We start from the raw sequence: 26167 nt of genomic DNA, 5'->3' as shown, positions 1-26167 counted from the left end.
AACCGCACCCGCGCAACCTCACGTCAGGCTTCCCATGGACTCCAGGAACGATCGCATCCTCAAGGCCGTCGACCGGCTCTTCGACGACCAGGTCCGGTTCCTGGAGACATTGGTCCGGTTCCCGTCGCTGCGCAACGAGGAGGCGGCGGCGCAGGATTTCATCGAGGCGGCGCTGAGAGCGCGCGGCTTCGCGGTCAGCCGCTTCCGCACCGACGCGTCCAGGATCGGGGAGCATCCGGCCTTCTCCCCCGCCACGGTGGACTACGCGGAAAGCTGGAACGTCGTGGGCCGCAAGCCCGCCGCGGGAAGCGGCGGACGATCGCTCGCCTTCAACTCCCATGTCGATGTCGTGCCGGCGGGAAGCCCCCATCGCTGGACCTCGCCGCCCTTCGAGCCCGTGCGCGACGGCGACTGGCTCTACGGCCGCGGCGCGGGCGACATGAAGGCGGGCCTCGTCGCGTCGATCTTCGCGCTCGACGCCATCGCCGGGGCGGGACTGTCGCTGCGCGGCGACGTGCAGGTGCAGTCGGTCGTGGAGGAGGAGATCACCGGCAACGGCGCGGCGACGGCCTTCACGCTCGGCTTCACGGCCGATGCCGTCCTGAGCCCGGAGCCGACGGACGAGCAGCTCGTGCGCGCCAATGCCGGCGTCCTGAAGTTCCGGCTGGAGACGAAGGGGCGCCCGGCCCATCCCCGCGAGCCGGAATCGGGACAGAGCGCCATCGACCTCATGATCCGCCTGATCGGCCATCTCAGGACCCTGGAAGCGAGGTGGATCGCCGAAAGGCAGGACAAGCGCCTGTTCGGGGACCTTGCCAATCCCGTCGCGCTGACGATCGGCACGATCGCCGGCGGCGACTGGATCGCATCGATCCCGAGCGACTGCGCCGTCGAAGGCCGGATCGGCTTCTACCCCGGCGAGGACCCGAAGGCCCGCGCCGCCGAATTCGAGGCTTTCGTCGAGCGGATCCAGGCGGAGGATCCGGCCTTCGCCGGCGAACGCCTCGTCGGCCTCGACTGGGTCGGGGTGATGCATGCCGGCTACGAACTGCCCGAAGGCGGCGAGGCCGAGACCTGCCTGCGCGCCGCGCACGCGGACACCCATGCCGGAGAAGACCTGAGAGCGTACGTGATGGCCTGTTATCTCGACGCCGCCGTCTTCTCCGTCCACGGCGGCATTCCCGCCCTCGTCTACGGTCCGGTCGCCGAGAACATCCACGGCATCGACGAACGGGTCAGCCTCTCCTCGCTGCGGCGCGTCACCAAGACCCTCGCCCTGTTCGCGGCGGACTGGTGCGGCGTGGAGGACAGCTGACGGCTGGCGCCTCTGCGACGGCTCCCGGCACGAATGGGGCCAGCAGGCCGACACGCCGAAGCTGGTGAAATGACCCGGCCCGGTCCCGTATTCGGCTACCGCTGGCGTGCGAAGGGTTCGCCGCCCACGATCCAGTCCGTCGGCTCCACCTCGATGAAGACGACGGTCGTCGCGGACGGCTTGATGCCGGCGACGCGTTCCAGCGTCGCCGTGATCTCGCGCGCGAGTTCGTGCTTCACCTCGGTCGGGCGACCGGGGAACAGTTCTATTCTGACGATGGGCATGGGTCGTCCTTCCGATTTGCATCCAGCTCCGCGCGGACCAGCCGCGCCGCCTCAAGTCCCGTCGAGGCCGCGATCTCCATGTTTCCGATCTCCGCGAAATAGTCTCCGCAGAAACGGATCGCCTGGACGGCCCTGCCCGTGTGATCGACAACCGGCGAGAAGTCGGCGCCGACCGCGCGGCAGGCGTTGCCGGGCGACCATTTGAACAGCTTGGTCTCGACGACCTTGTCCCTCAGCGCAGGAAAGATGCGCAAAAACGCCGCGAGGTAAAGGGCCGTGATCTCCTCCTCGCTGCGGCCGAGCAGCGATTTCGCCTGCCGTCCGCCGGCATACATCATGTAGCTGCCGTGACGGACGCCGGGCCGGGCGGCCCGGATCGCGTTGGTGTGGTTGAACACCATGTCGAACGGCGCGTCGAGGGCCGTGATCGCGTAGATATCGTTCCAGTCCGGCGCGTCCTTCTCGTCGGTCAGCACGCCGAGCGACACGAAGGGCCCGTATTGCACCTCAAGGAGCGCGCTCCGCACGGCTTCCGGCACGTCGCAGACGGCGGCCGCGGCGGTGGCCGGAACGGCCACGACGGCACGCCGTGCATGAACGGTCTCGACCACGCCGCCGCGCTCGAACGTGACCGCAACGCCGCCGTCCGCCCCGACGACCCGCAGGACGGTCGCCCCGCAGGAGACGGCGCTTCCCAGGGCGGCCTCGACGGCCCGCGGCAGGGCGCCCGTCCCGCCGTCCAGGTTCAGCGCCATCGAGCTCGCCTTGCCCGCCCAGACCGAGGCGAAAAGCGAGATGCCGACGCCCGCGCCCTGCTCGTCGATCTCGACGGAGGCGCGGCGGCCGGAGGCCGCGAAAAGGGCGCGCACGCGGGCCGGCAGCCGGCCGAGGAACTGTTCGAAGGAGCGGTTGCCGCGATAGGACGCGACCTTCTGGCGACGCTCGGTGACGGGAAGTGTGGCACCTTGCGCCTGGAACCGCTTGAACCGCGCGACCTCGCGCATTATGCGCAGCCCGGCAATGCACAGCGCGATCCGCTCGCGCAGCGAGAAATCGAGGAGGAACGGCATCATGGCGACCGAGCGCGGCGCGACCAGCCTTCCGTCGCTCCAGACGGCGAACTTGTTGCCGGGAATTTCGATCGTGCGGAGGCCGAGGTCGGCGAGCATCGACTGGATGCGCGACCCGGGGCCGGGAAAGAGATGCGCCCCGAAATTCATCCAGACGTCGCCGCGCGGCTCGGAATGCATCCGCCCGCCGAGCCTGTCTCCGGCTTCGAGCAGCCGGATCCGCCGATCCCGAAGCTCCCAGGCAGCGCTCATTCCGGCAGGACCGCCGCCTATGATCACGGCATCCAGGAGTTCGGTCATGACGTTTCTCCGCGGCTCGCCTCGGCGGGCCGTTACTGCTTCAGCGAGGGGGTGACGCCCCAGGTGTCGGACAGGACGTAGCCGGCCTGCCAGGGGTCGTCCGGATCGAGCTGGTAGGTGTGGGTACCGGTGATCCAGGCGCGCCCGGTGATCTGGGGGATGATCTCGGTGCGGCCGTTGCGCTCCCGCACGTCGAGGATCTCGCCGCGGAATTCGGAGCCGATGATGGACGAATGGATGAGGACATCCCCCTTCTTCATCAGCCCGCGCGCCTGCAGGACGGCCATCCGTGCCGAGGTGCCCGTGCCGGTCGGGCTGCGGTCGGAGCGGCCCGGCGAGACGATGCAGGTATTGCGCGTGACCTTGCCGCTGCCCTCGAACGGCATCGCGAACTGCACGATCGAGACGCCGCGCACGTTCGGGAAGTCCGGATGCACGACGTCGAACTGCTCGCGCGCCGCCCTGCGGATCTTCTCGCCGAGCAGCGCCAGATCGCGTGCCTCGTCCGGTTTCACGTCGAAGCCGAGCGCCTTCGCGTCGACGATGCCGAAGAACATGCCGCCATAGGCGATGTCGAGCGGAATGGTTCCGTGGCCCTCGACCTCGAGCGCGCCGCCGAGAACGGCCGCGAAGGCGGGCGCGTTGCGGAAGGTGACGGAGCGGCATTTCCCGTTGTCGCAGTGCGCGGTCACCTCGATCACCCCGCCGGGCATGTCGAGCTTGAACCGGGCGACCGGCTCCCGCATGGGCACCATGCCCGTCTCGAGCAGCACGGTGGCGATGCAGATGGTGTTGGAGCCGGACATCGGCACATATTCGGTGGGCTCCATGATGATGGCGCCCGCCACGCAGTCCGGATTGACCGCCGGGACGATCAGGTTGACGTGCCGCGCGACGGAGCCGCGCGGCTCGCAGATCAGCATCCGGCGGATGTGGTCGTGGTCGCGCTCCATGCTGATCATGCGCTCCATCATCGTGCCGCCCGCCGGAGGCAGGACGCCCCCGACGATGACATCCCCCACCTCGCCTTCGGCATGGCACCCGACGACATTGATCGAAAGAAGCGATCGCATGCCGGTCAGCCCAGGTACTTGCCGTAGGCACGGCTGTCCTGGATCACCACGGTCTTGAGGACCTGGAACTCTTCGATCGCGAAGCGCCCGTTCTCGCGGCCGTAGCCCGACTGCTTGATGCCGCCGATGGGGACCTCCGTCGGCAGGTCGAGATAGGTGTTGACCCAGACGATGCCGGCGCGGATTGCGCGCGCCATCCAGATGGCGTTGTCGACGCTGGAGGTCCATATCCCCGACGCGAGGCCGTACGCGGTGTCGTTCGCGATTATGGCCGCCTCCTCGGGCGTGTCGAAGCCGATCAGCGCCATGACCGGCCCGAAGATCTCGTCGGTGGCGATCGCGTCGCCCGGCCTGACGTCGCAGAAGATCGTCGGCTGCAGGAAGTAGCCCGGCAGGCCGGCGACGGGTTCGCCGCCGCAGAGCAGCGTGTTCTGCGCCCTGCCCTTGGCGATGTAGGCCTTTATCTTTTCGAACTGCGTCTCGTTGACGATCGCACCGATGGTACTGTCGGGCGAGAGAGGGTCGCCCACCGTGACGCGGCGCACCTTCTCCAGGAGCCGCGCCTTGAAGTCCTCGAGGATCGAGTACTGGACGAGGACGCGGCTGCCCGCGCAGCATTCGGCCCCCTGGTTCAGGACGACGCCCTTGATCGCCGCGTCGACGGCGGCGTCGATATCCGCGTCGGCGAAGACGATGTTCGGGCTCTTGCCGCCGAGCTCGAGGACGGTCTTCTTCATCGTCGGAGCCGCCGCCGCGATGATCGCCTGCCCGGTCGCGGTGGAGCCGGTGAAGGTGATCACGTCGACCGCCGGATGCGCCGACAGGACCGCGCCGACGTCCTTGCCGTAGCCGGTGACGACGTTGAAGACGCCGGCCGGCAGGCCGGCGTCGGAGAGGTAGGATGCGACGATGAGGGTGGTGCCCGAGGTCAGCTCGCTCGGCTTGATGACGACGGAGCAGCCGGCGGCGAGCGCGAACGGCAGCTTCTGCGAGAGGATGACGAGCGGGAAGTTCCAGGGCGTGATCATGCCGACGACGCCGGCGGGCTCGCGCAGGACCAGGGCCAGCTTGCCGTCGCCGAGATTGCCGTGGCTGTCGCCGTGCTGCGCGCGCGCCTGGCCTGCGGCGTAGCGCCAGATATCCGCGGCCCAGAGCACCTCGTCGGTCGCCTGCGCCAGCGTCTTGCCGGACTCCAGGCTCTCGATGCGGGCAAGCTCGGCCGCGTTGTCGCGGATGCGGTCGGCGACGGCAAACAGGACGGCGGAACGCTCCGCGACGCTGAGGCCGCACCAGCGGCGATCGGCGAAGGCGGCGCGCGCCGCGGCGATCGCGCGCTCGGCATCCTTCGCGGTGCCGGCGGGCCAGGTCGCCACCAGGGCGCCGGTCGCGGGATTGTGCCGCTCGATCACCCGGCCGCTTTCGGAGGCCGCATGGTCTCCGTCGATGAACAACCGGTAGTTACGCACGGCGTTCTCCGCCGTCCCGCCTTGAACATTCATGATCGTCTCCATTCTCGAGAGTTGGTGTCAGCCTTGCAGCACCGTGCCGACGGTGCTCTTCCAGCCGAGCAGGATTTCGCAGCCGCGCTCCAGCGATCGGGCGTCGGCGTCGACGGGATGGGTTATCTGGACCTCGGTGCCGTCGCGCGTCACGGCGAACACGCGGATCCCGGAGCCGAGGTACACCGCGTCGCGGATCACCGCCCGCACGAACGCCCTGTCCGCGGCGGCGTCCGCGCCGGCAAGCCGCGTCATCTGCTCGGGGCGCAGCATGACCTTGACGGGACCGTCCGCCACATTCGGGCCGATGCGGTCGCTCGGGACGGCATAGCGCCACCCGTCGCCCTGCAGGACGGCCTGCCCGCCGCCGCGGGACAGCGTCGCGTTGAGGAAGTTGGATTCGCCGAGGAAATCCGCGGTGAAGACGCTGTTCGGCTCCGCATAGAGCTCGCGCGGCAGCCCGACCTGGGCGAGTTCGCCCTTCCTGAACAGGGCGATGCGGTCGGACATGATCAGCGCCTCCTCCTGGTCGTGGGTCACCGAGATGACGGTGGCGCCGAGCTGGCGGGTGATGCGCAGGATCTCGATCTGCATCTCGGTGCGCAGCTTCTTGTCGAGCGCGCCGAGCGGCTCGTCCAGCAGCACGATGTCCGGATTGAACACCAGCGCCCGTGCCAGCGCCACGCGCTGCCTCTGGCCGCCGGAAAGCTGCCAGGGGCTGCGGTCGACATATTCGGCGAGCCCCACCACCCCGAGCATCTCGGCGGCCTTGTCCCGCCGCGCGCGCCGCGCGATCCCCCTCGCCTCGAGCGGGAAGGCGACGTTGTCGAGGATCGTCATGTGCGGAAACAGCGCATAGTCCTGGAACACCATGCCGATGTTGCGCCGGTTCGGCGCCACATGCGCGATCTCCTTGCCGTGGAGATAGAGATTGCCGCGGTCCGGGTAGTAGAAGCCAGCGATGATGTTGAGTGTCGTCGACTTGCCCGAGCCCGACGGCCCGAGCATCGTCATGAACTCCCCCTTCCTGAGATCGAGGGAGACATCCTTGAGAACGACGTGGCTCCCAAAGCTTTTCCAGATAGCCTCAAGCTGAAGCGCGTAGGTCATCGAGCGGGTCCCAGGGTTCAGGCGGCTTTTCGGGTCCGGAAGATCCAGACGACGACGAAAGCCAGGGCGGTCAACGTGACCATGATGCTGCCGACGGCGGCGATGATCGGGCTGAGGCCGGTCTGCACGCCGCCCCAGATGAGGACCGGCAGCGTCTTGGTGGCGGGGGCGGTGAGGAACGTCGAGATGACGGCCTCGTCCCAGGAGGTGATGAAGGCGAAGACCGCGCCGCTGAAGATGCCGGGCCGCAGCAGCGGCAGCTCGATGCGGAAGAAGACGCGCAGGCGGCTGCCGCCCAGGCCCGTGGCGGCCGGGACGACGTTCGGCGGCATGGTCTGCAGCGCGGTCAGCACGGCGACGATGACGACCGGGATGGCCAGCACGCTGTGCGCGATGATGAGGCCGGGGATCGTGCCGGCGATGCCCCAGCGCGAGAACACCATGAAGACGCCGATCGCCAGCACCACGACCGGCGTCACGATCGGCGACAGCATGTAGCCCTGCAACGGCGCGCGCATCAGGCTGCGGCACTGGAACAGGCCCATCGCCGCCAGCGTGCCGAGCGTGGCGGACACCGCGACCGTGCCGAAGGCGACCTTGGTGCTGGTGAAGAGGGCATGCACCCATACCGGGTCGTTCGCGAAGGCCTCGTACCAGCGGAAGGAGAAGCCCACCGGAGGAAAGCGCAGATCGTTGATCTCGTTGAACGAGATCGGGATCATGACGAGGACCGGGAAGACGAGATAGACGACGACGAGCGCCATGAAGACGACGTAGAGGCCCTTGCCGAAGGTCTGGATGAAACGATCCATCTCAGCCACCCAGCCGTTTCTTCGCAAGGCGCAGCGACAGGGCGAACAGCGCGAAGACGATGCCGGTGAACAGCATCAGCGTCACCGCCAGCGCGCTCGAGAAACTGAAATTGACCTGCCGGGTGATCTGGTCGGCGATCAGCTGCGCGATCATCGTGTCGCGCCCGCCGCCGAGGACGGCCGGAACGATGTAGAAGCCCAGCGACAGCGTCATCACGAGCACGCAGCCCGATATGATCCCGGGCAGCGTCAGCGGCAGGTAGACTCGGAAGAAGCAGCGCAGATAGGAGGCGCCGGAAATGCGGGCCGCCAGCATCAGCTTCGGATCGATCCCCTTCATCACCGAGAGGATCGGCAGCACCATGTAGGGAAGGAGGATGTTGACCATGCCCACCGCGATGCCGAACTTGTTGCGCACGAGCTGGAACGGCGCATCGATCAGCCCGAGGGCGAGAAGGCCCTGGTTGATCAGGCCGGTGTTCTGCAACAGGACGAGCCAGGCGAAGGTCCGCAGCAGCACGCTGACCCAGAAGGGCAGGAGCAGCGCCAGCGTGAGGAACACCTGCAGATATCCGCCGGTGGCCGACAGCGCATAGGCGTAGGCGTAGCCGATCACGAGGCAGCAGACCGTCACGATCAGCGCCATCTCGAAGGTCGTCATCACGACGCGCACGTAGAGCGTCGTGCCGAAGATGCGCTCGTAGTTGACGACGCCGCCCTGCAGGCTGCGCATCGCGATGTCGATCAGCGGATAGACGAAGAAGATGCTGAAGAAGGCAAGCGCCGGCAGGGCGAGCAGGAGCCAGTTGGCCCGTGCCATCCTGCGGAGCAGCCCGCCGCGCTCTCCAGCCGTTTCCGGGTTTGCTGCGATAGTCATCGTCTGCCTTCAGGAGGAAAAGGGGTCCCCGCCCGCAAGAGCGGGGACTGCGGGCTCAGCCCAGGAGCCATTCCTGGAAGCGCGTGTCGACGGCGGCCTGGTTGGCGATCCACCAGGTGTTGTCGATCGCGATCTGGGTGTCGAGGTGATCGGTCGGCAGATTGCCCTTGTAGCGCTCGTCCACCCGCTTAGCCGCTTCGGCATTGGTCGGGCCGTAGGGCAGCAGCGAGGTGAGCTTGATCTGGGGCTCCGTCGACACAGCGAAGGCGATGACCTTGAAGGCCTCCTCTTTGTTCGCGGCACCCTTCGGCACCATGCACCAGGTTCCCGCCGAGAACCATTCGCCCCACGCCACGCCGATCGGAGCGGCCTCCATCGCCGGGAAGGCGCGCGACCCCCACAGGATGCCCATCGCCGCCTCGCCGCTGGTGAGCAGCTGCTGCGACTGGGCGCCGGTGTCCCACCAGATGATCGAGTCGCGGATGGTCTCCAGCTTGGCGAGCGCCCGCTCGATGTCGAGCGGATAGAGGTCCTCCTTCTTCACGCCGTCGGCAAGCAGGGCAGCCTCGAAGATGCCGCCGGCGACCCACTTCCAGCAGGCGCGCATGCCGGGGAACTTCTCGACGTCGAAGAAGTCGGCGAGCGTCTGCGGGCCGCCGTTGGGGAAGGCGTCGGTGCGGTAGGTGATCAGGGTCTGCTCGATATCGAGGCCGACGCGATATTTCATCGCCCGCCCCGGCAGGAGGGCGTCGCCGTCGACGACCGAATAGTCGATCTCCTCGAGCCATTCGGCATCGCTGTCGAAGCCGAAATAGTCGCCGGTCGTCCACAGGTCGACGGTGACGTTGCCGGCCTCGACCATGGCTTTCAGGCGCGACGGATCGTCGGGCGTGTCGAAGCGCATGACCAGCGACGGGTTCGCCTCCTGATAGGGCGTGAAGAACGCAGCCCGCAGCGCCTCCTCGAACGCGCCGCCGGAGGTGGCGATGGTGACGCTGCCGGATTGCGCCAGCGCACGGCCGGCGCCCAGGAGGCCTGAGAAAGCGCTGGCAAGGCCCAGTGCCGCTGTACTTCCGAGTAATGCACGACGTGTGAGTTGCATCGAATATCTCCCTTTTCGATGGTTGAGCTCGGACGGCCGGGGCAGGCTCTTAGGAACACAGCTCCCGGAGTTTTGCGGAGGTCTGGCGGCCGCCGTCGGCGAGGTAGCCGGTGTCGAGACCGTGGGTGAAAAGCGTGAAGCCGAGCTCGCGATAGGCGGGGATGAAATCGAGCGAGGCCACGTCGATGCCCGCGGCGATCCCGTTGCCGGCCGCCGCCGCGCACACGCGGGCGCAGGCTGCCTTCAGCTCCTCCGACAGCACGCCGACCTTGATGCCCAGCGACATGGCGAGGTCAGCGGGGCCGACATAGAGGCAGTCGATGCCGGGAACGGCGGCGATTTCCTCGACGGCTTCCAGGCCGCCGCGCGTCTCGATCTGCACGACGACGGCCGTCTCGGCATTGGCGGCGGCGACGTATGCGGCCTCGTTCATGTAGAAGTTCGACGCGCGCAGGGGCCCCATGCCGCGCACGCCGGCCGGGGGATACTTGGCCGCGGCCACGACCTCGCGGGCCTCCTCGGCGGAATTGACCATGGGAACCATGAGCGCCGGGATGCCCTGGTCCAAGGCGGCCTTGATGGCGTCGGACGCGTTCTTGCGCACGCGGTAGAGAACCGGGGTGCCGTTCTTCTCGAAGGCGGGAAGCAGCACGCGCAGGTCTTCCGGGGTGACCGGCGCATGCTCGCCGTCGACGAGCACGAAATCGAACCCGGCCTGGGCCATGATCTCGGCCACGTAGGTGTCGGGAATCTGCATCCAGGTCCCAAGGACCGTCGACTTGTTTCGCAGGGGGGCGGAGAAGGCGGTGCGCAGGTTCATATTGGGCTTCCATATTGTGCTATACGCCACATGTGGCGTGTAATATATTACACGTGACACGTACAGAGTGACACGTGATTGCTTTCTCTGTCAATGCGATTTAGCGATGAGGCGACGGGACGGCATTTGCGCCCGGAGCGCACACAGGAGACACCGAATGGCAAACGCCCAGATTCTGATGCACGAAAGCCTGAGGGGGCAGGCACTCCATATCCTGAAGACGCGGGTCCTGATGGGGGACTTCAAGGCCGGGGAAATCTACTCCTCCACCGCGATCGCCCAGGAACTGGGCGTCTCGAACAGCCCGATCCGGGAGGCTCTGCTGTCGCTCGTCGACCTCGGCCTCATGGAGGCGGTCCGCAACAGGGGCTTTCGCGTCGTCGAGTTCGACGAGGCATCCCGCCGCAAGATCATCGAGATCCGGCTGATGCTCGAGGTCCCCACCGTGGTGAAGGTGCTGGGCGTGCGCGACCGGATCGCGGCGAAAAGGGACGAGATCGAGGATTTCCTGGCCGAGATCGAGGCCTGCGCCGAGAAGGGCGACTTCGTCGGCTATCTCGCCGCCGACCGGAAATTCCACCTCGCGATCATCGAGGTCCTCGAGAACGAGTATCTCAACGACATCATCGGCCAACTCCGCGACCAGACCCGGCTCTACGGGCTGAAGAACGTCTATGCCTCCGGCCGGCTCGTGCGCGAGGCGGAGACCCATCGCGAGCTGTTCCACGCCATCCTCAACGGCTCGGCCGAGGAGGTCGCGCAGATGATGGCCGACCACATCAGGGCGAATGCCGAGGACAGCTACCAGCCCACGGCCGTACACATCCTGGTCAACGGCTGGGAAGCAGCGGAAGAAGGAAGGGTGTCGAACCTCACAGCAGCGACCTGATATAGTCGAACGCATCCCGCGCCATGCGGTCCGCCTCGACCGCGCGGCGGTCGAAGCCGATCTCCATCGTGACGTAGCCGCCGAAATCCAGTTCCTTGAGGTCGCGGACGATCGCGCGATAGTCCGCCTTTCCGGCGTCCGAGGGTGCGGCCCGGTTGGCGTCCGCGAGATGGATGTGATGCAGGTCCGCGCCCATGCGCCGGATGTAGTCGCTCGACGCCTCGTTGCGGTAGATGACGTGATAGGTGTCGAACATCAGCTTCACATTCGCCCGGCCGACCTCGGCCTTGAGGCCGATGGCATCGTCGCAGGAATCGATGAGGTTGCTGTCGGCCGAGGTCGGCTCGATGACGACCGTGACGCCGCGCCCGGCGGCATGGTCGGCCACGGCTTCCAGGGCCGCCCGGCTCCAGTCCCATGCCTGCCGCCGGTCCGTGCCGAAGACCTGCCAGCCGGCGACGTAGAGCAGGGTCGAGCCGCCGAGATCGGCGCAGAGATCGGCGACCTTCCTGTACTGCTCGATCGCCGCCGCACGCTCCTCCGCAAGGGGCGAGGCGACATTGTAGCCCGGCCCGCCGCCCGGCGCCGGCAGCATGCTGGCGAGCGCCAGGACGTTCGCCTCGAGCATACCGCGGATCTCGCGTCGGCGCGCCGGCCCGAGATAGTCGGGAAAGGCGTGCGGGCTCGCCGCACCGATCTCGATGCCGTCGTAGCCGATCCGGGCGATCCGCTCGATCACCTCCGACAGCGGATAGGCCGGGACCCAGACGGGAAAGCTCGAATAGACCCAGGTGTTGAATGCAAGTTTCATCGGTTTTCCCCCGTCCTAGAGCATTTCCAGCCGAAGCGGGATCGCTTCGGCGTCGGATAATGCGGCAAAAACAAAAAGCTAGAGCATTTCCGGTGAGCCAGCGTTCACCGGAAATGCTCTAGAGATTGCGCGCCACCTCGAAGGCCTCGAGGATCGTGCTCTGGATCAGGCGGGGCGCGACGCAGTCGCCGATCCGGACGATCTCGACATGCCGCAGGCCCGGATCGGCCTTGAGCGCCAGGTAGAGGTCCTCGCGCGAGCGGCGGCCGATCACCGGCACCACCCAGTCCACGTCCTCGATGATCCGCTCCTCGCCGGGCATCAGGATGTATTTCGCCCAGCCGATCGCATCCGCGTCCGAGAAGACCGGCGCGATGCACACCCGCCCCGGCTCGATCGCGGCAAGCGACATGCCCGGCAGGAGCGTGATGCCCTTGATCGCCGCCCGGCGCTGGAAGAGCGTGCGCGTGCCTGCCTCGATGTCCTCGCCCACCATGCCGTGCGAGGCGATCACGGTGACGCGACACTGCGCGTCCGCCAGGAACTCCGCCGTGCCGGCGGCCTCCCAGTGGCCGTTGTTGTCGACGACGACCACGTGGCCGGAAAGACAGCGTTCGCCGGAAAGCACCTGATCGCCCGAGACGACGAAATCCCGGTCGAGCCCCTCGATGTCCGGCAGCACCTGCCGCCCGAGCGCCCGCGACATCCGCGTCGCGTCGCCCGGTCCCGCGGGCAGGTTCGGCTCCGAGCCGGTGGCGACGACGACCACGTCGGGTTCCAGCGCCGCGATCGCCTCCGCCGTGGCAGGCGTGCCGAGCTGGACGGCGACACCGAGGTCGGCGATCGCCGCCTCCAGATAGGCCGTGACCTCGCCGATGCTGGCGTGCTCGGGCTGCAGGGCGGCGAGGTTGACCTGCCCGCCGAGGGCGCGTGCCCGTTCGATGAGCGTCACGCGGTGGCCCCGGCGCGCGGCGATCTCGGCGGCCTTCAGCCCGGCCGGGCCGCCGCCGGCGATAACGACGTGGCGCACCGCCGCGGCCCTGCCGACCAGCCGCTCGCTCATCCGCCGCTCCTGCCCGGCGCCGGGATTGTGGACGCAGCGCACGCCCTTCTCCTGGCCGACCTGGTAGATGCAGCCGTCGTTGCAGGAAATGCAGAGCCGCACGAGATCGCCGCGCCCGGCGGCGACCTTGTTGACCGTCTCCGGATCGGCGATGAGCTGGCGTGCCATGCCGACGAGGTCCGCCTCGCCCGCCGCCAGCAGCGCCTCGCCCCCCTGCGGCGACAGGCGCCCGAAGCCGATCACCGGCAGCGACGTCGCGCCCTTCAGCGCGGCGTTGATGCGCCGGAAGTCCGACGCCGCCACCGCCGCCGGCGGGATCTCCATCCAGTAGCTCGAAAACGACCCGGCGTCGGCGTTGAAATAGTCGACCCTGCCGGTCGCTTCCAGCGCGCGGACCATGTCGAGGCCGTAGTCCGTGTCGTAGCCGAAGGGCGTGAACTCGTTGACGCAGATGCGCACGCCGAGCGGGACGTCCGGCCCCGTCGCCGCCTTGATCGCCTCGATCACCTCGAGGGAAAGCCGCATGCGGTTCTCGAACGAGCCGCCGTAGCGGTCCGTGCGGCGGTTGAAGAAGGGCGAGGCGAAGGAGCGCAGCAGGCCGTCATGGGCGATCTTGATCTCGATGCCGTCGAGGCCGGCGTCGACGAGGTTGCGCGCGCTCTGCGCGAAGCCGTCGATTACCGCGCGGATGTCGTCCTCGTCCATGGCCTTGGTCGAGTGGTGGCTCGACGGCTCGGGCATCTGGGTCGGCGCCCACATGATGTGCGGCGGCTTCTCCAGCGAGGTGTGGCCGCCATGGGTGAGCTGGCCGAACAGCCTGGCGCCGTGGCGGTGGACGGCATCGGCGATCCGCGCCAGGCCCGGCACCACCGCGGGGTCCCAGGCATTGACGAAGCGCCGCGACATCTTGCCGGTCGGATGGACGGCCATGCTTTCGAGGATGATCAGCCCGACGCCGCCCCGCGCCCTCTCCTCGTGATAGGCGACGTGGTCGTCGGAGGGCATGCCGTCGAGATGGCCGAGGGCGGTGAAATGGGGCTGGAACACCACCCGGTTGCGCAGGCAAACGCGGCCGATCGAGAACGGGCTCAGGAGATGGGGGTACCCCGAGACCGCTTCGCCCGCCGCAATGGCCGCCGCCCTGGACATGTCCGCCTCCCCTCCCCGTCAGCCCGTCTGCCGCAGCACGTCGGGCACCGCCTCCTCCGGCGTGCCGAGCCAGACGCCGAGCGCGCGCAGGCGCGCCTGCACGTCGGCCACCGGTATTCGCGAGGTCGGCACGCCGCGCTTCGCGGCCAGGGCGGCGGCGATCGCCGCCGCCTCGCCCGTCATGGTGCAGGCCGGGACGTTGCGCGTCGAGCCGAAGGCGATCTCGTCGACGGAGATGCAGCGCCCGGCCAGAAGCAGGTTGTCGACCTTCAGCGGCACGAGGCAGCGATAGGGAATGCCGTAGCCGATGCCGACATGGTCCATGATGGCGCGGCTGCCGCCGGGCTCGTGCACGTCGACCGGCGAGTTGCACAGGCCGATCGCATCCTCGAAGCGGCGGTTGCCGCGCACGTCGGCCTCCGTCAGCACGTAGGGGCCGGTGACGCGGCGCGTCTCCCGCACCCCGAGCTTGGGCGCGACCTCGAGGAAGATCGCCTGCTCGAAGCCCTTCACATAGCGCTGCAGGAAGTCGAAGGCACAATAGGCCTGCTTGCGGATCTCGATCTCGGCGCAGCTGAGGTCGCGGTCGTCGAGGCCGTTGCCCTGGAAGCGGGTGACGTTGACGCTGATCTCGCCGGGGATCAGGCCGGTCTTCATGGTGATGTGGTCCTTGGGGATGATCCAGTCGAACCCTTCGGCCACCTTGTCCTTGATACGCTGCTGGAAGCCGGTGAGGAGCACGGCCATGGCGTAGTCCTCGTTGCGGCTGCCCGCCTCCTTCGGATAGACCACCTCCCACATGTCGGCGCGGTTCTCCTCGCAATCGGCGATCAGAGCCGGCACGTCGACGTTCAGCACGCGGAAATAGGAGGTGATCGGCTGGGTCAGCCCGTCCCCCTCCCGGCCGAGCATGAAGTCCGCTCCGGCGAGCGCGGCGACGTCGCCGTCGCCGGAGGCGTCGACGAAGGCCTTCGCCAGCACCAGGCTCTCGCCGGACTTGGTGCGGATGAGAAGCCCGTGCACGGCGCCGTCCTTCATCACCGTCTGCACGACGTTGGCGCGCAGCAGCACCTCGATGCCCGATTCCTCCACCATCTCGATGATGACGCGCTGCATCACCTCCGCATCGAAGGTGCCGGTGTACTTGCCCCAGTAGGATTCGCGCACGCGCCCGTCGGCGCCGCGATAGCCGACGCAGCGGTCCAGCATCTCCTCGAAGATCTTCGAGTTGATGAGGCCCGTCGGCTTGGTCAGCCGGCCGCCGGTGATGAGGCCGCCGAGGAAGCCGGTGCCTTCGAGGAGCAGCACGCTCGCCCCCTCGCGCGCGGCGCGGATGGCCGCGACGATGCCGGAGGAGCCGGCGCCGGTCACCACCACGTCATAAGAGCCGAACAGGTTCATCAGTCATTCCTTTCGAGACAGCGTCGATCCGGCCCGCGCGGTCAGCCGGTATATTCCATGATGTAGAGACCGGCATTGTAGTCGGTCACGTAGGCGAGGCCCGCCCTGTCGACGAAGATGTCGCAGGACTGGATGATCGGCTTCTTGCCGGGGCGCCTGTCCATGAGGCCCGCGGGCGGCGGCGGCACCAGCGCGCCGACCTCTTTCGGCTGGTAGGCGTTGGAGATGTCGTAGACGCGCACGCCGGCGTTCTGCCAGGTCGAGAAGATCAGCGACGTGCTCTGGAAGCTGCCCGGCCGGTTCTCATGGATGTTGTGCGGCCCGTAATGGGCGCCCTTGTGCGTATAATCCTGGTCCGACGGCGGCGGCATGGTGGCGATCGGCACGGGATTGGCGGGGTTCTTCACGTCGAAGATCCAGATGTTCTTCAGCCCGTCCTCGAAATCGTCGAGCACCGCCTCGTCGACGACGACGAGCAGGTCGCGCCCGGCGATCGGCAGGCAGTTGTGGGTGCCGCCCTGGAACGGCGGCGACCAGTTGGTGTGGCGGATCAGCGACGGCCTGGTCCGGTCGGAGACGTCCATCACCACCAGGCCGGCGTCGCGCCAGGCGCCCCAGGCGATGTCGCCGTCGACGATGGCATGGTGCAGGCCGAACTTCGCGTTCGCCGGCCATGCCGGCGTCTCGCCGGCCGCCTGGTGCATGCCGGGCAGCGCATAGCGGCCGGCCTCGCGCGGATTGGCCGGGTCGGACATGTCGACGGTCATGAAGATGAAGTCGGTGTAGCCGTCGAGCAGGGCCGAGACATAGGCCCACCGGCCGCCGGTCCACCAGATACGGTGGATGCCGCCGGAGACCGGCATGAAGCCGATGCGGCGCGGCTCGCCCGGCCTGCTTGCGATGTCGTAGACCGCAAGCCCGGCGTCCCAGTTGCGCTCTGCCTTCGGCGCGGCCGTCCCGAGCGCGGTGCCGGCGGCGGCCTTGTAGTAGGCCGCCTCGTCGGCGAAGGCGGCGTCGGCGAAGACGTCCTTGCCGTGGATGACGAGCAGCAGGCCGTCGGCGGCCTGCAGGTGCACGTTCCAGGTGTTGGCCGGCGCCGGGACGTAGCCGGCCGGCCTCGGGTTCGCCGGATCGCGCACGTCGACGATCGAGAAGCCCTGGCTGAACAGGTGCCCGACATAGGCGAACCCGTCCTCCACCATCACCTGGATGCCGTCGCGCCGGCCGCCCTGGTCGCAATGGCCGACGAGCCGCATGTTGCGGGCGTGATCGGGTTTCATGATGTCTGTCGTCATGCGTCAATCCGTTCGTGTCGTCGTTCGTCATGCGGCAGGGCGCACCGCGGCGCGCCCTGCCCGTTCCGGGTAAAAGGTCAGCCCTTGACCATGTTGCCCCAGTTCTCCTCGCTGTCGACGTTCTCCTTCCAGATCATCACGGGCTGGATGAGCGTCGTCTTGTTCACCGGCTTGCCGCTGAAATGGTTCTCCATCTCCTCGACGATGGAGGTGCCCATCGAGAACGGGTTCTGGCCGACGTCGGCCGTCTGCGTTCCCTCGCGGATGCGCTGGAGGCCGAGCGGCGTGCCGTCGAAGCCGATCACCGGAATGTGGCCCTCCTCGCCGGCGAGCTTCAGCCGGTCGATCTGGCGCAGCGCCGAGACGACGCCGCGGATCATCTCGTCGTTGTGCGCCCAGATCGCCGCGACGTTCGGGTCACGCGTGAAGGCGTCGACGGTCAGGGTCTGGGCGTTGTCCGCGGTCCATTCCGCCTTCAGCGTCTCGATCGTGATGTCGGGATATTTCGCCTCCATCTGCTCGTGGAAGCCCTGGTAGCGCTTCTCGGACTGGCCGGAGCCGATCGCGCCGCGGACCTCCAGGACGCGGCCCTTGCCGCCGGTCAGCTTCGCCACCGCGTCGGCCGCCGCGCGGCCGCCGGCGACGTCGTCGAAGGTGTTGTAGGCGATCCATTCGCCTTCCGGCGGCAGGTTCTCCAGCATGAAGAGCGGGATGCCCGCCTCGTTCGCCTTGCGCACGCCGCCCTGCAGCAGCTTCGCGTCGACCGGGTTGAGCAGGATGATGTCCGGCGACTTGGACAGCACGTCGAGCATCTGCGTCGTCTGCGTCGAGGGATCGCCCTTGCCGTCGTAGACGGAGATGTTCATGCCCTTCTCGGCCGCGAGCTTCTTCACGTGGTCGACGAGCGTGACCTGGTATTCGTACTGCAGGCCGAAGGCGATATAGGCGAGGTTCTTGCCCTTGAGCGCGCTGTCCTCGGCAAGGGCCGTCCCCGGCAGGGCGGCGGTACCCGTCAGCAGCAGGGCGGCACCGGCCGCAAGCTGCAGGAGTGTACGGCGTGTCGTTGGCATTCTGGTCTTGGCGTCCATCCTGTTTCCTCCCAATTGGACCCGTGAGCCACCCGTGCCGGGTGGTATTGCCATTCCCGCTTCGCCGGTCTTCGGGCAAAGCGATCCCGTTCGCCCCGAAGGGCGCATGTCTCATCCGCTTGCGTCGGCTTGCTTGTGCGGCGGGACGCGGGCGCCCCGCCGGAACGTTCAGCTCTTCTGCGATCTCGACGATTTGGTCGCGATCACCTTCTTGCGCATTCCCGCCTCCAGATAGCTGCGGCGATAGACGTCGAGGGCGGCGGCCGCGGCGATCACCAGGCCCGAGACGACCGAATCCCAGTTCGGCGGCACGTTGAGCAGGTTGACCGCGTTCTGGACGAGGCCGAGCAGCAGCACCCCGAGCAGCATGCTTCCCATGTTGCCCTCGCCGCCGAACAGGCTGACGCCGCCGATGACCACCGCCGCGATGACGGCAAGTTCGAGCCCCTGGGCCGCCGTCGCCGCGCCCGCCTCGAAGCGCGCCGTGATCAGCAGGCCGGCGATCGCGGACATCAGGCCGGAGATCATGAAGGCGATGATGACGACGCGCTCGGTGTTGATGCCGGCGAGGCGCGCGGCGAGCGGATTGCCGCCGGTCGCATAGACGGAGCGCCCGAAGGAGGTGCGCGAAAGGACGATCTGCGCGATCAGGGCCAGCACCAGGGTCAGCACGATCACCGCCGGAATGCCGAAGATGCGCGCCGCCTGGAGATCGACGAAGAACTGCGGCACCGGCGCGATGTTGGTGCCGCCGGAATAGATGTAGGCGAGGCCGCGGCCGATCGTCATCGTCGCAAGGGTGGCGATCAGCGCGGGAATGCGCAGCTTGGTCACCGCGAGCCCGTTGACCAGCCCGATGCCGAGCCCCGCGAGCAGCGCCACCGCCACGCCGATCTCCGGCGAGAAGCCCTGGAACTGGACAAGCCCTACCGAAAGGACCGACGAGAGCACCAGGACGGACGCGACCGACAGGTCGATGCCGGCGACGAGGATGACGAAGGTCTGGCCGATCGCCACGACCGCGATGATCGTCGCCGACTGCAGCACGTTCTCGATGTTGCGCACGGTCGCGAAGACCGGGCTCAAAATGCTCATGATGCCGCCGCCGAGCAGGATGACCGCCAGAAGGCCGACGCTCTGCATCAGGTCGATGAACGATATGCGGCCGCGAAGTCCGGGCAGCTTGCCGTGTCCTGCGGGGGCGACGTCGCTCATCGGTGTGTTCTCCAGTGCCATTCAAATCTCTCCCCGACGTCAACCCGTCGTCGCATAGCTCATGATCGTCTCGCTGGTCGCCTCCGCCCGGCTGAGCGCGGCGGATATCCGGCCCGACCGCATCACCAGCACGCGGTCCGACAGCGACAGGATCTCCGGCAGCTCCGAGCTGATCAGCAGGATCGCCATGCCGCTTTCGGCCAGCCGCAGGATCAGCTCGCTGATCTCCGACTTGGCGCCGACGTCGATGCCCTTCGTCGGCTCGTCGAGGATCAGCACCTTCGGCCGTCGCGCGAGCCAGCGTCCGAGCACGACCTTCTGCTGGTTGCCGCCCGACAGCGTGGAGACCCGCACCTTGGACGACGGCGTCTTGACCGCCAGGCTGCGGATCTCGCGCGCGGCGATCTCCTCCTCCAGCGCGCTCGACAGGAAGCCGTGCCGGGAGATCTGGTCGAACAGGCTGAGCGTCATGTTGCTGCGCACGCTCATCAGGCCGACCAGCGCCTGCCGGCGGCGGTCCTCGGGCACGAGGCCGATGCCGGCGTCGATCGCCGCCTTCGGATCGTTCGGCCGCACGCGGCGGCCGGCGATCTCCACCGTCCCGCTGTCATAGGGATCGATGCCGAAGACGCAGGAGGCCGTCTCGCTGCGCCCCGCGCCGACCAGGCCCGCCATGCCGACGATCTCGCCGGCGCGCACCTCGAAGGAAATGTCGTCGAGCAGGCCCTCGCGCGTCAGGTTGCTGACGCGCATGACCACGTCGCCGATCGGCCGCGGCTTGTGTTCCGTCTCGCGCACCTCGCGGCCGACCATCATGCGGATCACCTTGTCGTGGTCGAGCTCGCCGATCGGCTTCGTCCCGACAAGCCGGCCGTCGCGAAGCACGGTCACGCGGTCGGAGATGGCGAAGACCTCCTCCAGCCAGTGCGATACGAAGACGATGCCGAGGCCGTTCGCCTTGAGATCCTCCACCACGCGGAAGAGCCGCTCGATCTCCGGCGGCGAGAGCGACGTCGTCGGCTCGTCCATGACGAGAATCTTCGAATCCTCGGAGATCGCGCGGGCGATCTCGACGAGCTGCTGGTCGGCGGGGGACAGGCGTCCGGCCGGCGTCGCGATGTTGAGATGCGGCGCCACCCGGGCGACCGCCGCGCGCGCCTTCTCCTTCTGCCGGCGCATCGACAGCCAGCCGTAGCGCCCGGGCCAGCGCCCGAGCATGATGTTCTCCGCCACCGACATGGCGGGCACGAGATGGGCGTCCTGATGGATCGTCGCGACGCCGATGCGGTGCGCGGCGGCCGGGTCCGCATGCAGCGGCACGCCGTCCACGGTGATCTCGCCGCGATCCGGCGTATAGAAGCCGGCCATCAGCTTGATGAGCGTCGACTTGCCGGCGCCGTTCTCGCCGAGAAGGGCCGTCACCTCGCCGGAGCGGACGTCGAAATCCACGTTGTCGAGGGCAAGGACGCCCGGGAAGGACTTGGTGACGCCGCGCGCCACCAGGATCTCGCGCCGCTCGCCGGCCGCCGGCTGGGCGGCGGCCGGCGCCTCCACCGCGCTCACGACCGGTCTCCTGCCGTACGATGCCGGCCGCGCTCAACCCGAACCATTTCCGATCCTCCCTTGCCAGGGCGTACCGCTCCTCAAGCGGACCCGTCGCGAAACCGGGGCTTCGCTGCTGACGGTCTTCACGCTAGAGGCGGCATCCCAACTTGTCAACTGGTCGAGGCACCAGACCAGTTGTTTTTTGTGTTCCGGCAGCCAGCCGCGCCGGGCGGGTCTTTAGACCCGATTCCGGGCGGCGACCCGACGACCGGTCACCGTCCCCGGCAGGCCCAGCGGCGGAAGACGACGGAGACAAGCTGCTATTCACATGATATCAAAGCAATTTTATACATGCTCGGCCCAGCATTGCGCAACGTGGGCCGCCAGTCGTCCGCTTGCTCCGGCGCGCCGCGGCCTTTTTTTTGACACCGGGGAGGTGACAGCCGGCTACGAATAGTTTAACTGGACTATACATCAGTCCAGTCGTGGTGAGCCAATGCCCAGCCTTCCGCTATCGCCTCTGCACGAGACGATCCACAAGCAGACCGCCAAGGAGATGATCCGCGACAAGATCGTCTCCATGATCGCGTCGGGCATCCTGCAGCTAGGCGACGAGCTTCCGAGCGAGCGGGAGCTCTCGACCATGCTGGCGGTCAGCCGGGAGACGGTGCGCGGCGCGATCCAGCTGCTCGCCGGCGAGGGCGTCGTCCAGGTCTCCCAGGGCGCGCGGACGCGCGTCGCCCGGGCCGACGTGACGATCAGCACCCAGCGCATCGGCGTCACCAATCCCACCTCCATCAACGGCTACAGCCTCGAGGCGGTGCACGCCGCGCGGCTGCTCGTCGAGACCGCCGTCGCCGCCGACGCGGCGCGCAACCTCGACGCGGACGACATCCGCCGCCTGGAGGATTCGATCGCCGCGCAGGAGCAGGCGCTCGACGACCCGATCCGCTTCCTGATCTGCGACCGCGAGTTCCATCTGACGATCTACTACGCCTCGACGAACCGGCTGCTGGCCGACTTCGTCGTCGACCTCTACACCTACATGCTCGACCATCGCCGCATCGCCATGGGCCAGCCGGGTGCGATCGAGAAGAGCCTGGAGGACCACCGCTTCATCGTGCGGGCGCTGAAGATGCGCAACCCGGACGCGGTCGCCGCGGCGTTTTCCGAACATATCCTGAGAATTCACGACACATCCCGCGCCGTCGATGAAGGCGGCCTCGCACAAGCGGGCAGGAAGCCCGCCGAGGCCGTGCCCTTCGTCCCTGCCGGCAGAAAGTAAGGAGTCGGCCGATATGAACATTCTGATCATCGGAGCGGCCGGCATGATCGGCCGCAAGCTCTCCTGCGCGCTCGCCGAGGCCGGCAGGCTGGGCGGCCGGCCGATACGGCGGATGACGCTCGCCGACATTGTCGTGCCGGAAAGGCCCGACTTCGACGGCGAGATCGAGGCGATGGCGATCGACCTCTCCAGCGCCGACGCTGCCGCCAGCCTCGTCGCCTCGCGGCCGGACGTCATATTCCACCTGGCCGCCATCGTCTCCGGCGAGGCGGAGGCGGACTTCGAGAAGGGCTACCGCGTCAATCTCGACGGCACCCGCTCGCTGTTCGAGGCCGTCCGCCTTGCCGGCGCCAAGCGCAGCTATACGCCGCGGATCGTCTTCACCTCTTCGATCGTGGTCTTCGGCGAGCCCCTCCCCCCCGTCATCAGCGACACCCATTGCCTCACGCCGCTCACGAGCTACGGCACGCAAAAGGCGATCGGCGAGCTTCTCCTTGCGGACTATTCGCGCAAGGGCTTCTTCGACGGCATCGGCATCCGCCTGCCGACCATCTCGATCCGGCCGGGCAAGCCCAACAAGGCCGCATCCGGCTTCTTCTCGTCAATCCTGCGCGAGCCCCTGATCGGCGAGGAGGCGATCCTCCCCGTCAGCGAGACCGTGCGCCACTGGTTCGCAAGCCCGCGCGCCGCGACCCGCTTCCTGCTGCACGCCGCGACGCTCGACACCGGCTCGCTCGGCCAGTTGCGCACGCTCACCATGCCCGGCCTTTCGGCGACGGTGGGCGACCAGATCGAGGCGCTGCGCCGCGTCGCCGGAGACGCCGCGACGAAGCTCATCCGCCGCGAGCCCGACGAGATGATCGCCGCCATCATCGCCGGCTGGCCGCAGAGCTTCGACGCCCGGCGCGCCGAGGCGCTCGGCTTCCGCGGCGAGACGTCCTTCGAGGAGATCATCCGGGTCCATATCGAGGACGAGCTGGAAAACCGCGTCCGGGAGCACGCCTGACATGCTGCTGGGTGCCATCGCGGACGACTTCACGGGCGCAAGCGACCTCGCCAACACGCTCGCCAAGGGCGGCATGTCGACGGTGCAGTTTTCCGGCTTCGGCGGCACGGCGCCGGACTGCGAGGCGGGCGTCGTCGCGCTGAAGACGCGCTCCGCCCCCGTCGGGGACGCGGTCGCCCAGTCGCTTGCCGCCGCACGCTGGCTGCTCGACCAGGGCTGCGAGCAGCTCGTCTTCAAATATTGCTCCACCTTCGACTCCACCCCCCAGGGCAACATCGGCCCCGTCGCCGAGGCGCTGCTCGACCTGCTGGGCGCCGAGGTCGCGGTCGTCTGCCCGGCCTTCCCGGGCGCGGGCCGGCGGCTCTTCATGGGGCATCTCTTCGTCGGCGACCGCCTCCTGTCGGAGACCGGCATGCGGCACCATCCCCTGACGCCGATGACCGATCCCGACATCCGGCGCTGGCTGGCGCTCCAGACGGCGGGAGACGTGGGCAGCATCCTCCTCGACACCGTCCGCGCCGGTCCGGAGGCGGTCCGCGCCGCCTTCGCCGCCGAGGCCGCGGCCGGGCGGCGCCTCGTCGTGGCCGATGCCATCGCGGACGAGGACCTGATGACGATCGGCGCCGCCGTGGCGGATCATCGGCTGGTCACGGGCGGATCGGGCATCGCCCAGGGCCTTCCCCGGAATTTTCGGGCACGGCTCGGCGGCCCCGCGGATGCGGCGGCCGTGCCGGCCGTGACCGGCCCGGGCGTGGTTCTCTGCGGCTCCTGCTCCACCGCCTCGCAGCGGCAGGTGGCGCTCTACGCCGCGAGCCACCCTGCCCTCGCCGTCGATCCTGCGGCGCTGATGGAGGGCGAAATTTCCGTCGACGGCGTCGCGGACTGGATCGCGCGGCAGGGACGGCGAACACCGATCGTCTATTCGACGGCAGCGCCGGAGGCCGTCGCCGACGCGCAGGCGCGCTTCGGCAGGGCGGCGGTCGCGGCACGGTTCGAGGATTTCTTCGCCGCGCTCGCCCGCCGCCTTGCCGACACCGGCACGCGCCGCATCGTCGTCGGCGGCGGCGAGACCTCGGGGGCGATCGTCGAGGCGCTCGAACTGTCGAGCATGCATGTCGGCCGCGAGATCGATCCCGGCGTGCCGGTGCTCGTCGGCGAGCGCGACGGCCCGCTCGGCCTAGCCCTCAAGAGCGGAAACTTCGGCGCGGAGGACTTCTTCGAGAAGGCGCTTCGCCAAGTGGGTGCACCATGAGCGAGGCCGCCGTCCGCGCGAACATCGTCCGATGGGGCAAGTCGCTGTTCGACCGCGGCCTCACCGCCGGCTCGTCCGGCAACATCACCGCGCGGGTCGACGACGGCTTCATCGCGACGCCGACGAATTCCTGCCTCGGCTTCCTCGACGCTGACCGCCTGTCGAAGCTCGATGCCGCCGGCAACCATATTTCCGGCGATCCGCCGACCAAGGAAACCCCGCTCCACTTCGCCTTCTACGAGGGCCGGGGCTGCGCCGCCGTCGTCCATCTCCACTCGACCTTCGCGACCGCGCTGTCCTGCCTGTCGGACGTCGACCCGACGGACGCGCTGCCGCCGATCACACCCTATGTCGTGATGCGCGTGGGTCGCGTTCCGGTCGTGCCCTATACGCGGCCGGGCGCTGCGGAGGGAAAGCGGCTCATCGCCGGGATCGTCGCCGGCCACAGCGCCGCCCTTCTCGAAAACCACGGGCCGATCGTCTGCGGCGCGACGCTCGACGCCGCGGTCTTCGCCATCGAGGAGCTGGAGGAAGCGGCGAAGCTCGCGATCCTGACGCGCGGCATGCCGGTGAGGCACCTGTCGCAGGACGCCGTCGCCGACCTCAACGCCACCTTCAAGCTGCGGTGACCCGATGCCGAAATTCTCCGCCAACCTCGGTTTCCTCTGGCCGGACCGCCCGCTGCTCGACCGCATCGATGCCGCCGCTCGGGCGGGTTTCCGCGCGATAGAGCTGCATTGGCCCTACGACGTGTCGGCGGAAGCCGTGCGCGAGCGGTGCGGCCGGCACGGCCTTCTGCTGCTCGGCATCAACACGCCGCTCGGCCGCGTCGACGCGGGCGAGTTCGGCCTCGGCGCCGTGCCCGGCCGCGAGGCGGATTTCGAGCGAGGCTTCCTGCAGGCCCTCGAATGGGCGGAGGCGGCCGGCGCCGGCGCGATCCACGTGATGGCGGGCGTCGTCGCGCCCGAGCGGAAGGAGGCCGGCCGCGCCACGCTGATCGGCAACCTGCGGAAGGCGGCGGCGCTCGCGCCGGAGACGACGCTGCTGCTTGAAGGCATCAACCAGCGCGACAAGCCGGGCTACTTCTATTCGACCATCGCCGAGAAGGCCGACGTCATCGGGCAGACCGGCGCGCCGAACGTGCGGATCATGTTCGACGTCTACCATGCGGGCGTTTCGGAGGGCGACATCTTCCGCAAGCTCGCCGCCTACCTTCCGCTGATCGGCCATGTCCAGATCGCCGCCGTGCCGAGCCGCGCCGAGCCGGACGAGGGCGAGATCGACTACGCCCATGTGCTCGCCGAGCTCGACCGCCTCGGCTATCGCGGCTGGGTCGGCTGCGAATACAAGCCGCGCGCCGGCACGGACGAGGGGCTCGCCTGGACGAGGACGCTGAACGTCACGCTTTGAGGAATGGAGGAAAGAGAATGCTCGCCACGAAAACCGCGCTGACCATCGAGGCCGCGAAGACGATCGCGGCCGCCTGCGAGGCGGAAGCGAAGAGGCTGGAGCTGCGGCTCGTGATCGCCATCGTCGACGACGGCGGCCATCTCGTCCTGCTCCACCGCGACGACGGCGCGCAGGTCGGCAGCGTCGAGATCGCCACGCTCAAGGCGCGCACCGCCGTGCTGTTCCGCCGCCACACCCGGGACTTCCAGGACGTGGTCGAAGGCGAAGGCCGTCTTGCCCTGCTCTGCATCCCCAAGGGCATCCCGCTCGACGGCGGCGTGCTGCTGAAGGCGGGCGACGAGATCATCGGCGCGATCGGCGTCTCGGGCGCAAGCGACGAGGCCGATGGCGACGTGGGACGGGTGGGTGCCGCGGTGCTCACGGATATCCGCAAGCGGTAGAGGCGCGCGGCATCGTCGACGACCCTGCCGTCCACGGTCGGGCGCCTGAACGCGAC

The 26167-nt window shown here is 68.3% G+C and carries 24 protein-coding genes; 8 read left to right on the top strand and 16 right to left on the bottom strand.

From position 1 onward, the window contains the following. Positions 1–34: 34 nt before the first annotated feature. Positions 35–1315 carry an ArgE/DapE family deacylase gene (locus tag NNZ72_RS07715; protein ID WP_257314637.1) on the top strand — a complete coding sequence of 427 codons (1281 nt, stop codon included), beginning with the start codon at positions 35–37 and terminating at the stop codon, positions 1313–1315. Between the two features lie 95 nt (positions 1316–1410). On the opposite strand, the gene NNZ72_RS07710 is transcribed toward NNZ72_RS07715, so the two are convergent. From NNZ72_RS07710 to NNZ72_RS07670, 9 genes are read right to left on the bottom strand one after another with little or no spacing between them, the layout of a single operon-like run. Continuing rightward, positions 1411–1599 (bottom strand): tautomerase family protein, encoded by a 189-nt coding sequence (locus NNZ72_RS07710; protein ID WP_257314635.1) that lies wholly within the window; start codon positions 1597–1599, stop codon positions 1411–1413. Then, entirely contained in the window at positions 1581–2969 is a 1389-nt protein-coding gene (locus tag NNZ72_RS07705) for a flavin monoamine oxidase family protein (RefSeq protein WP_257314634.1), read from the bottom strand. The genes NNZ72_RS07710 and NNZ72_RS07705 overlap by 19 nt, the downstream gene beginning before the upstream one ends. A gap of 32 nt (positions 2970–3001) precedes the next feature. Next, complete coding sequence (locus NNZ72_RS07700; protein WP_257314632.1) at positions 3002–4042, bottom strand: proline racemase family protein; 1041 nt, start codon at positions 4040–4042, stop codon at positions 3002–3004. A gap of 5 nt (positions 4043–4047) precedes the next feature. After that, the gene (locus NNZ72_RS07695) at positions 4048–5541 is read right to left on the bottom strand and encodes an aldehyde dehydrogenase family protein (protein ID WP_257314631.1); all 1494 of its coding nucleotides are present in this window, start codon (positions 5539–5541) and stop codon (positions 4048–4050) included. A 27-nt stretch (positions 5542–5568) separates the two neighbouring features. Continuing rightward, the gene (locus NNZ72_RS07690; RefSeq protein ID WP_257314629.1) at positions 5569–6651 is read right to left on the bottom strand and encodes an ABC transporter ATP-binding protein; all 1083 of its coding nucleotides are present in this window, start codon (positions 6649–6651) and stop codon (positions 5569–5571) included. A 17-nt stretch (positions 6652–6668) separates the two neighbouring features. Further along, positions 6669–7463, bottom strand: coding sequence for an ABC transporter permease (locus NNZ72_RS07685; protein ID WP_257314808.1), 795 nt, complete (start codon positions 7461–7463; stop codon positions 6669–6671). Position 7464: 1 nt separating this feature from the next. Beyond that, the gene (locus NNZ72_RS07680; RefSeq protein WP_257314627.1) at positions 7465–8340 is read right to left on the bottom strand and encodes an ABC transporter permease; all 876 of its coding nucleotides are present in this window, start codon (positions 8338–8340) and stop codon (positions 7465–7467) included. Positions 8341–8395: 55 nt separating this feature from the next. Further along, complete coding sequence (locus NNZ72_RS07675) at positions 8396–9442, bottom strand: ABC transporter substrate-binding protein (RefSeq protein ID WP_257314625.1); 1047 nt, start codon at positions 9440–9442, stop codon at positions 8396–8398. A gap of 49 nt (positions 9443–9491) precedes the next feature. After that, complete coding sequence (locus tag NNZ72_RS07670; RefSeq protein WP_257314623.1) at positions 9492–10262, bottom strand: HpcH/HpaI aldolase family protein; 771 nt, start codon at positions 10260–10262, stop codon at positions 9492–9494. A 157-nt stretch (positions 10263–10419) separates the two neighbouring features. Between NNZ72_RS07670 and NNZ72_RS07665 the strand changes: the two genes are divergently transcribed. After that, entirely contained in the window at positions 10420–11151 is a 732-nt protein-coding gene (locus tag NNZ72_RS07665) for a GntR family transcriptional regulator (protein ID WP_257314621.1), read from the top strand. Here the strand turns inward: NNZ72_RS07665 and NNZ72_RS07660 are convergent. From NNZ72_RS07660 to NNZ72_RS07630, 7 genes are all read right to left on the bottom strand, one after another. Continuing rightward, complete coding sequence (locus NNZ72_RS07660) at positions 11135–11962, bottom strand: sugar phosphate isomerase/epimerase family protein (protein ID WP_257314619.1); 828 nt, start codon at positions 11960–11962, stop codon at positions 11135–11137. The genes NNZ72_RS07665 and NNZ72_RS07660 overlap by 17 nt on opposite strands. A 118-nt stretch (positions 11963–12080) precedes the next feature. Next, on the bottom strand, positions 12081–14174 hold the full coding sequence (locus NNZ72_RS07655) for an oxidoreductase (RefSeq protein ID WP_257314617.1): 2094 nt from the start codon (positions 14172–14174) through the stop codon (positions 12081–12083). 18 nt (positions 14175–14192) lie between these two features. After that, positions 14193–15575: an FAD-dependent oxidoreductase gene (locus tag NNZ72_RS07650; RefSeq protein WP_257314616.1), complete on the bottom strand. Its 1383-nt coding sequence runs from the start codon at positions 15573–15575 to the stop codon at positions 14193–14195. Positions 15576–15616: 41 nt separating this feature from the next. After that, positions 15617–16870, bottom strand: a complete 1254-nt coding sequence (locus NNZ72_RS07645; protein WP_257314614.1) for an LVIVD repeat-containing protein — start codon at positions 16868–16870, stop codon at positions 15617–15619. Between the two features lie 77 nt (positions 16871–16947). Then, positions 16948–17940 carry a sugar ABC transporter substrate-binding protein gene (locus tag NNZ72_RS07640; RefSeq protein WP_257314612.1) on the bottom strand — a complete coding sequence of 331 codons (993 nt, stop codon included), beginning with the start codon at positions 17938–17940 and terminating at the stop codon, positions 16948–16950. 186 nt (positions 17941–18126) lie between these two features. Then, positions 18127–19194: an ABC transporter permease gene (locus tag NNZ72_RS07635; protein WP_257314610.1), complete on the bottom strand. Its 1068-nt coding sequence runs from the start codon at positions 19192–19194 to the stop codon at positions 18127–18129. Between the two features lie 18 nt (positions 19195–19212). Continuing rightward, positions 19213–20736: a sugar ABC transporter ATP-binding protein gene (locus NNZ72_RS07630; RefSeq protein WP_257314609.1), complete on the bottom strand. Its 1524-nt coding sequence runs from the start codon at positions 20734–20736 to the stop codon at positions 19213–19215. Between the two features lie 478 nt (positions 20737–21214). Here NNZ72_RS07630 and NNZ72_RS07625 point away from each other — a divergent pair, with 478 nt between their 5' ends. From NNZ72_RS07625 to NNZ72_RS07600, 6 genes are read left to right on the top strand one after another with little or no spacing between them, the layout of a single operon-like run. Beyond that, complete coding sequence (locus NNZ72_RS07625) at positions 21215–22003, top strand: FadR/GntR family transcriptional regulator (protein WP_257314606.1); 789 nt, start codon at positions 21215–21217, stop codon at positions 22001–22003. Between the two features lie 13 nt (positions 22004–22016). Further along, the gene (gene denD, locus NNZ72_RS07620; RefSeq protein ID WP_257314605.1) at positions 22017–23009 is read left to right on the top strand and encodes a D-erythronate dehydrogenase; all 993 of its coding nucleotides are present in this window, start codon (positions 22017–22019) and stop codon (positions 23007–23009) included. 1 nt (position 23010) lies between these two features. Then, a complete protein-coding gene (gene otnK, locus NNZ72_RS07615) occupies positions 23011–24261 on the top strand; it encodes a 3-oxo-tetronate kinase (protein ID WP_257314604.1) in 1251 nt (416 codons plus the stop codon). Further along, entirely contained in the window at positions 24258–24890 is a 633-nt protein-coding gene (gene otnC / locus NNZ72_RS07610) for a 3-oxo-tetronate 4-phosphate decarboxylase (RefSeq protein WP_257314603.1), read from the top strand. The genes otnK and otnC overlap by 4 nt, the downstream gene beginning before the upstream one ends. A 4-nt stretch (positions 24891–24894) precedes the next feature. Continuing rightward, entirely contained in the window at positions 24895–25671 is a 777-nt protein-coding gene (locus tag NNZ72_RS07605; RefSeq protein ID WP_257314602.1) for a hydroxypyruvate isomerase family protein, read from the top strand. A gap of 17 nt (positions 25672–25688) precedes the next feature. After that, entirely contained in the window at positions 25689–26111 is a 423-nt protein-coding gene (locus NNZ72_RS07600; RefSeq protein ID WP_257314601.1) for a GlcG/HbpS family heme-binding protein, read from the top strand. Positions 26112–26167: the final 56 nt, after the last annotated feature.

The sequence above is a fragment of the Shinella pollutisoli genome, assembly GCF_024609765.1.
GTDB classification, from domain to species: domain Bacteria; phylum Pseudomonadota; class Alphaproteobacteria; order Rhizobiales; family Rhizobiaceae; genus Shinella; species Shinella pollutisoli.
The sequence above is the reverse complement of the archived record's forward strand: the minus strand, read 5'-3'. Positions and strand labels throughout refer to the sequence as shown.

Coding starts and splice junctions, on each gene's coding strand:
- NNZ72_RS07695 (WP_257314631.1), bottom strand. CDS start 5,541: ATGAATGTTCAAGGCGGGACGGCGGAGAACGCCGTGCGTAACTACCGG.
- NNZ72_RS07640 (WP_257314612.1), bottom strand. CDS start 17,940: ATGCCAACGACACGCCGTACACTCCTGCAGCTTGCGGCCGGTGCCGCC.
- denD (WP_257314605.1), top strand. CDS start 22,017: ATGAACATTCTGATCATCGGAGCGGCCGGCATGATCGGCCGCAAGCTC.
- NNZ72_RS07700 (WP_257314632.1), bottom strand. CDS start 4,042: ATGCGATCGCTTCTTTCGATCAATGTCGTCGGGTGCCATGCCGAAGGC.
- NNZ72_RS07685 (WP_257314808.1), bottom strand. CDS start 7,463: ATGGATCGTTTCATCCAGACCTTCGGCAAGGGCCTCTACGTCGTCTTC.
- NNZ72_RS07665 (WP_257314621.1), top strand. CDS start 10,420: ATGGCAAACGCCCAGATTCTGATGCACGAAAGCCTGAGGGGGCAGGCA.
- otnK (WP_257314604.1), top strand. CDS start 23,011: ATGCTGCTGGGTGCCATCGCGGACGACTTCACGGGCGCAAGCGACCTC.
- NNZ72_RS07650 (WP_257314616.1), bottom strand. CDS start 15,575: ATGAACCTGTTCGGCTCTTATGACGTGGTGGTGACCGGCGCCGGCTCC.
- NNZ72_RS07680 (WP_257314627.1), bottom strand. CDS start 8,340: ATGACTATCGCAGCAAACCCGGAAACGGCTGGAGAGCGCGGCGGGCTG.
- NNZ72_RS07690 (WP_257314629.1), bottom strand. CDS start 6,651: ATGACCTACGCGCTTCAGCTTGAGGCTATCTGGAAAAGCTTTGGGAGC.
- NNZ72_RS07635 (WP_257314610.1), bottom strand. CDS start 19,194: ATGGCACTGGAGAACACACCGATGAGCGACGTCGCCCCCGCAGGACAC.
- NNZ72_RS07600 (WP_257314601.1), top strand. CDS start 25,689: ATGCTCGCCACGAAAACCGCGCTGACCATCGAGGCCGCGAAGACGATC.
- NNZ72_RS07660 (WP_257314619.1), bottom strand. CDS start 11,962: ATGAAACTTGCATTCAACACCTGGGTCTATTCGAGCTTTCCCGTCTGG.
- NNZ72_RS07670 (WP_257314623.1), bottom strand. CDS start 10,262: ATGAACCTGCGCACCGCCTTCTCCGCCCCCCTGCGAAACAAGTCGACG.
- NNZ72_RS07655 (WP_257314617.1), bottom strand. CDS start 14,174: ATGTCCAGGGCGGCGGCCATTGCGGCGGGCGAAGCGGTCTCGGGGTAC.
- otnC (WP_257314603.1), top strand. CDS start 24,258: ATGAGCGAGGCCGCCGTCCGCGCGAACATCGTCCGATGGGGCAAGTCG.
- NNZ72_RS07645 (WP_257314614.1), bottom strand. CDS start 16,870: ATGACGACAGACATCATGAAACCCGATCACGCCCGCAACATGCGGCTC.
- NNZ72_RS07625 (WP_257314606.1), top strand. CDS start 21,215: ATGCCCAGCCTTCCGCTATCGCCTCTGCACGAGACGATCCACAAGCAG.
- NNZ72_RS07675 (WP_257314625.1), bottom strand. CDS start 9,442: ATGCAACTCACACGTCGTGCATTACTCGGAAGTACAGCGGCACTGGGC.
- NNZ72_RS07710 (WP_257314635.1), bottom strand. CDS start 1,599: ATGCCCATCGTCAGAATAGAACTGTTCCCCGGTCGCCCGACCGAGGTG.
- NNZ72_RS07715 (WP_257314637.1), top strand. CDS start 35: ATGGACTCCAGGAACGATCGCATCCTCAAGGCCGTCGACCGGCTCTTC.
- NNZ72_RS07705 (WP_257314634.1), bottom strand. CDS start 2,969: ATGACCGAACTCCTGGATGCCGTGATCATAGGCGGCGGTCCTGCCGGA.
- NNZ72_RS07605 (WP_257314602.1), top strand. CDS start 24,895: ATGCCGAAATTCTCCGCCAACCTCGGTTTCCTCTGGCCGGACCGCCCG.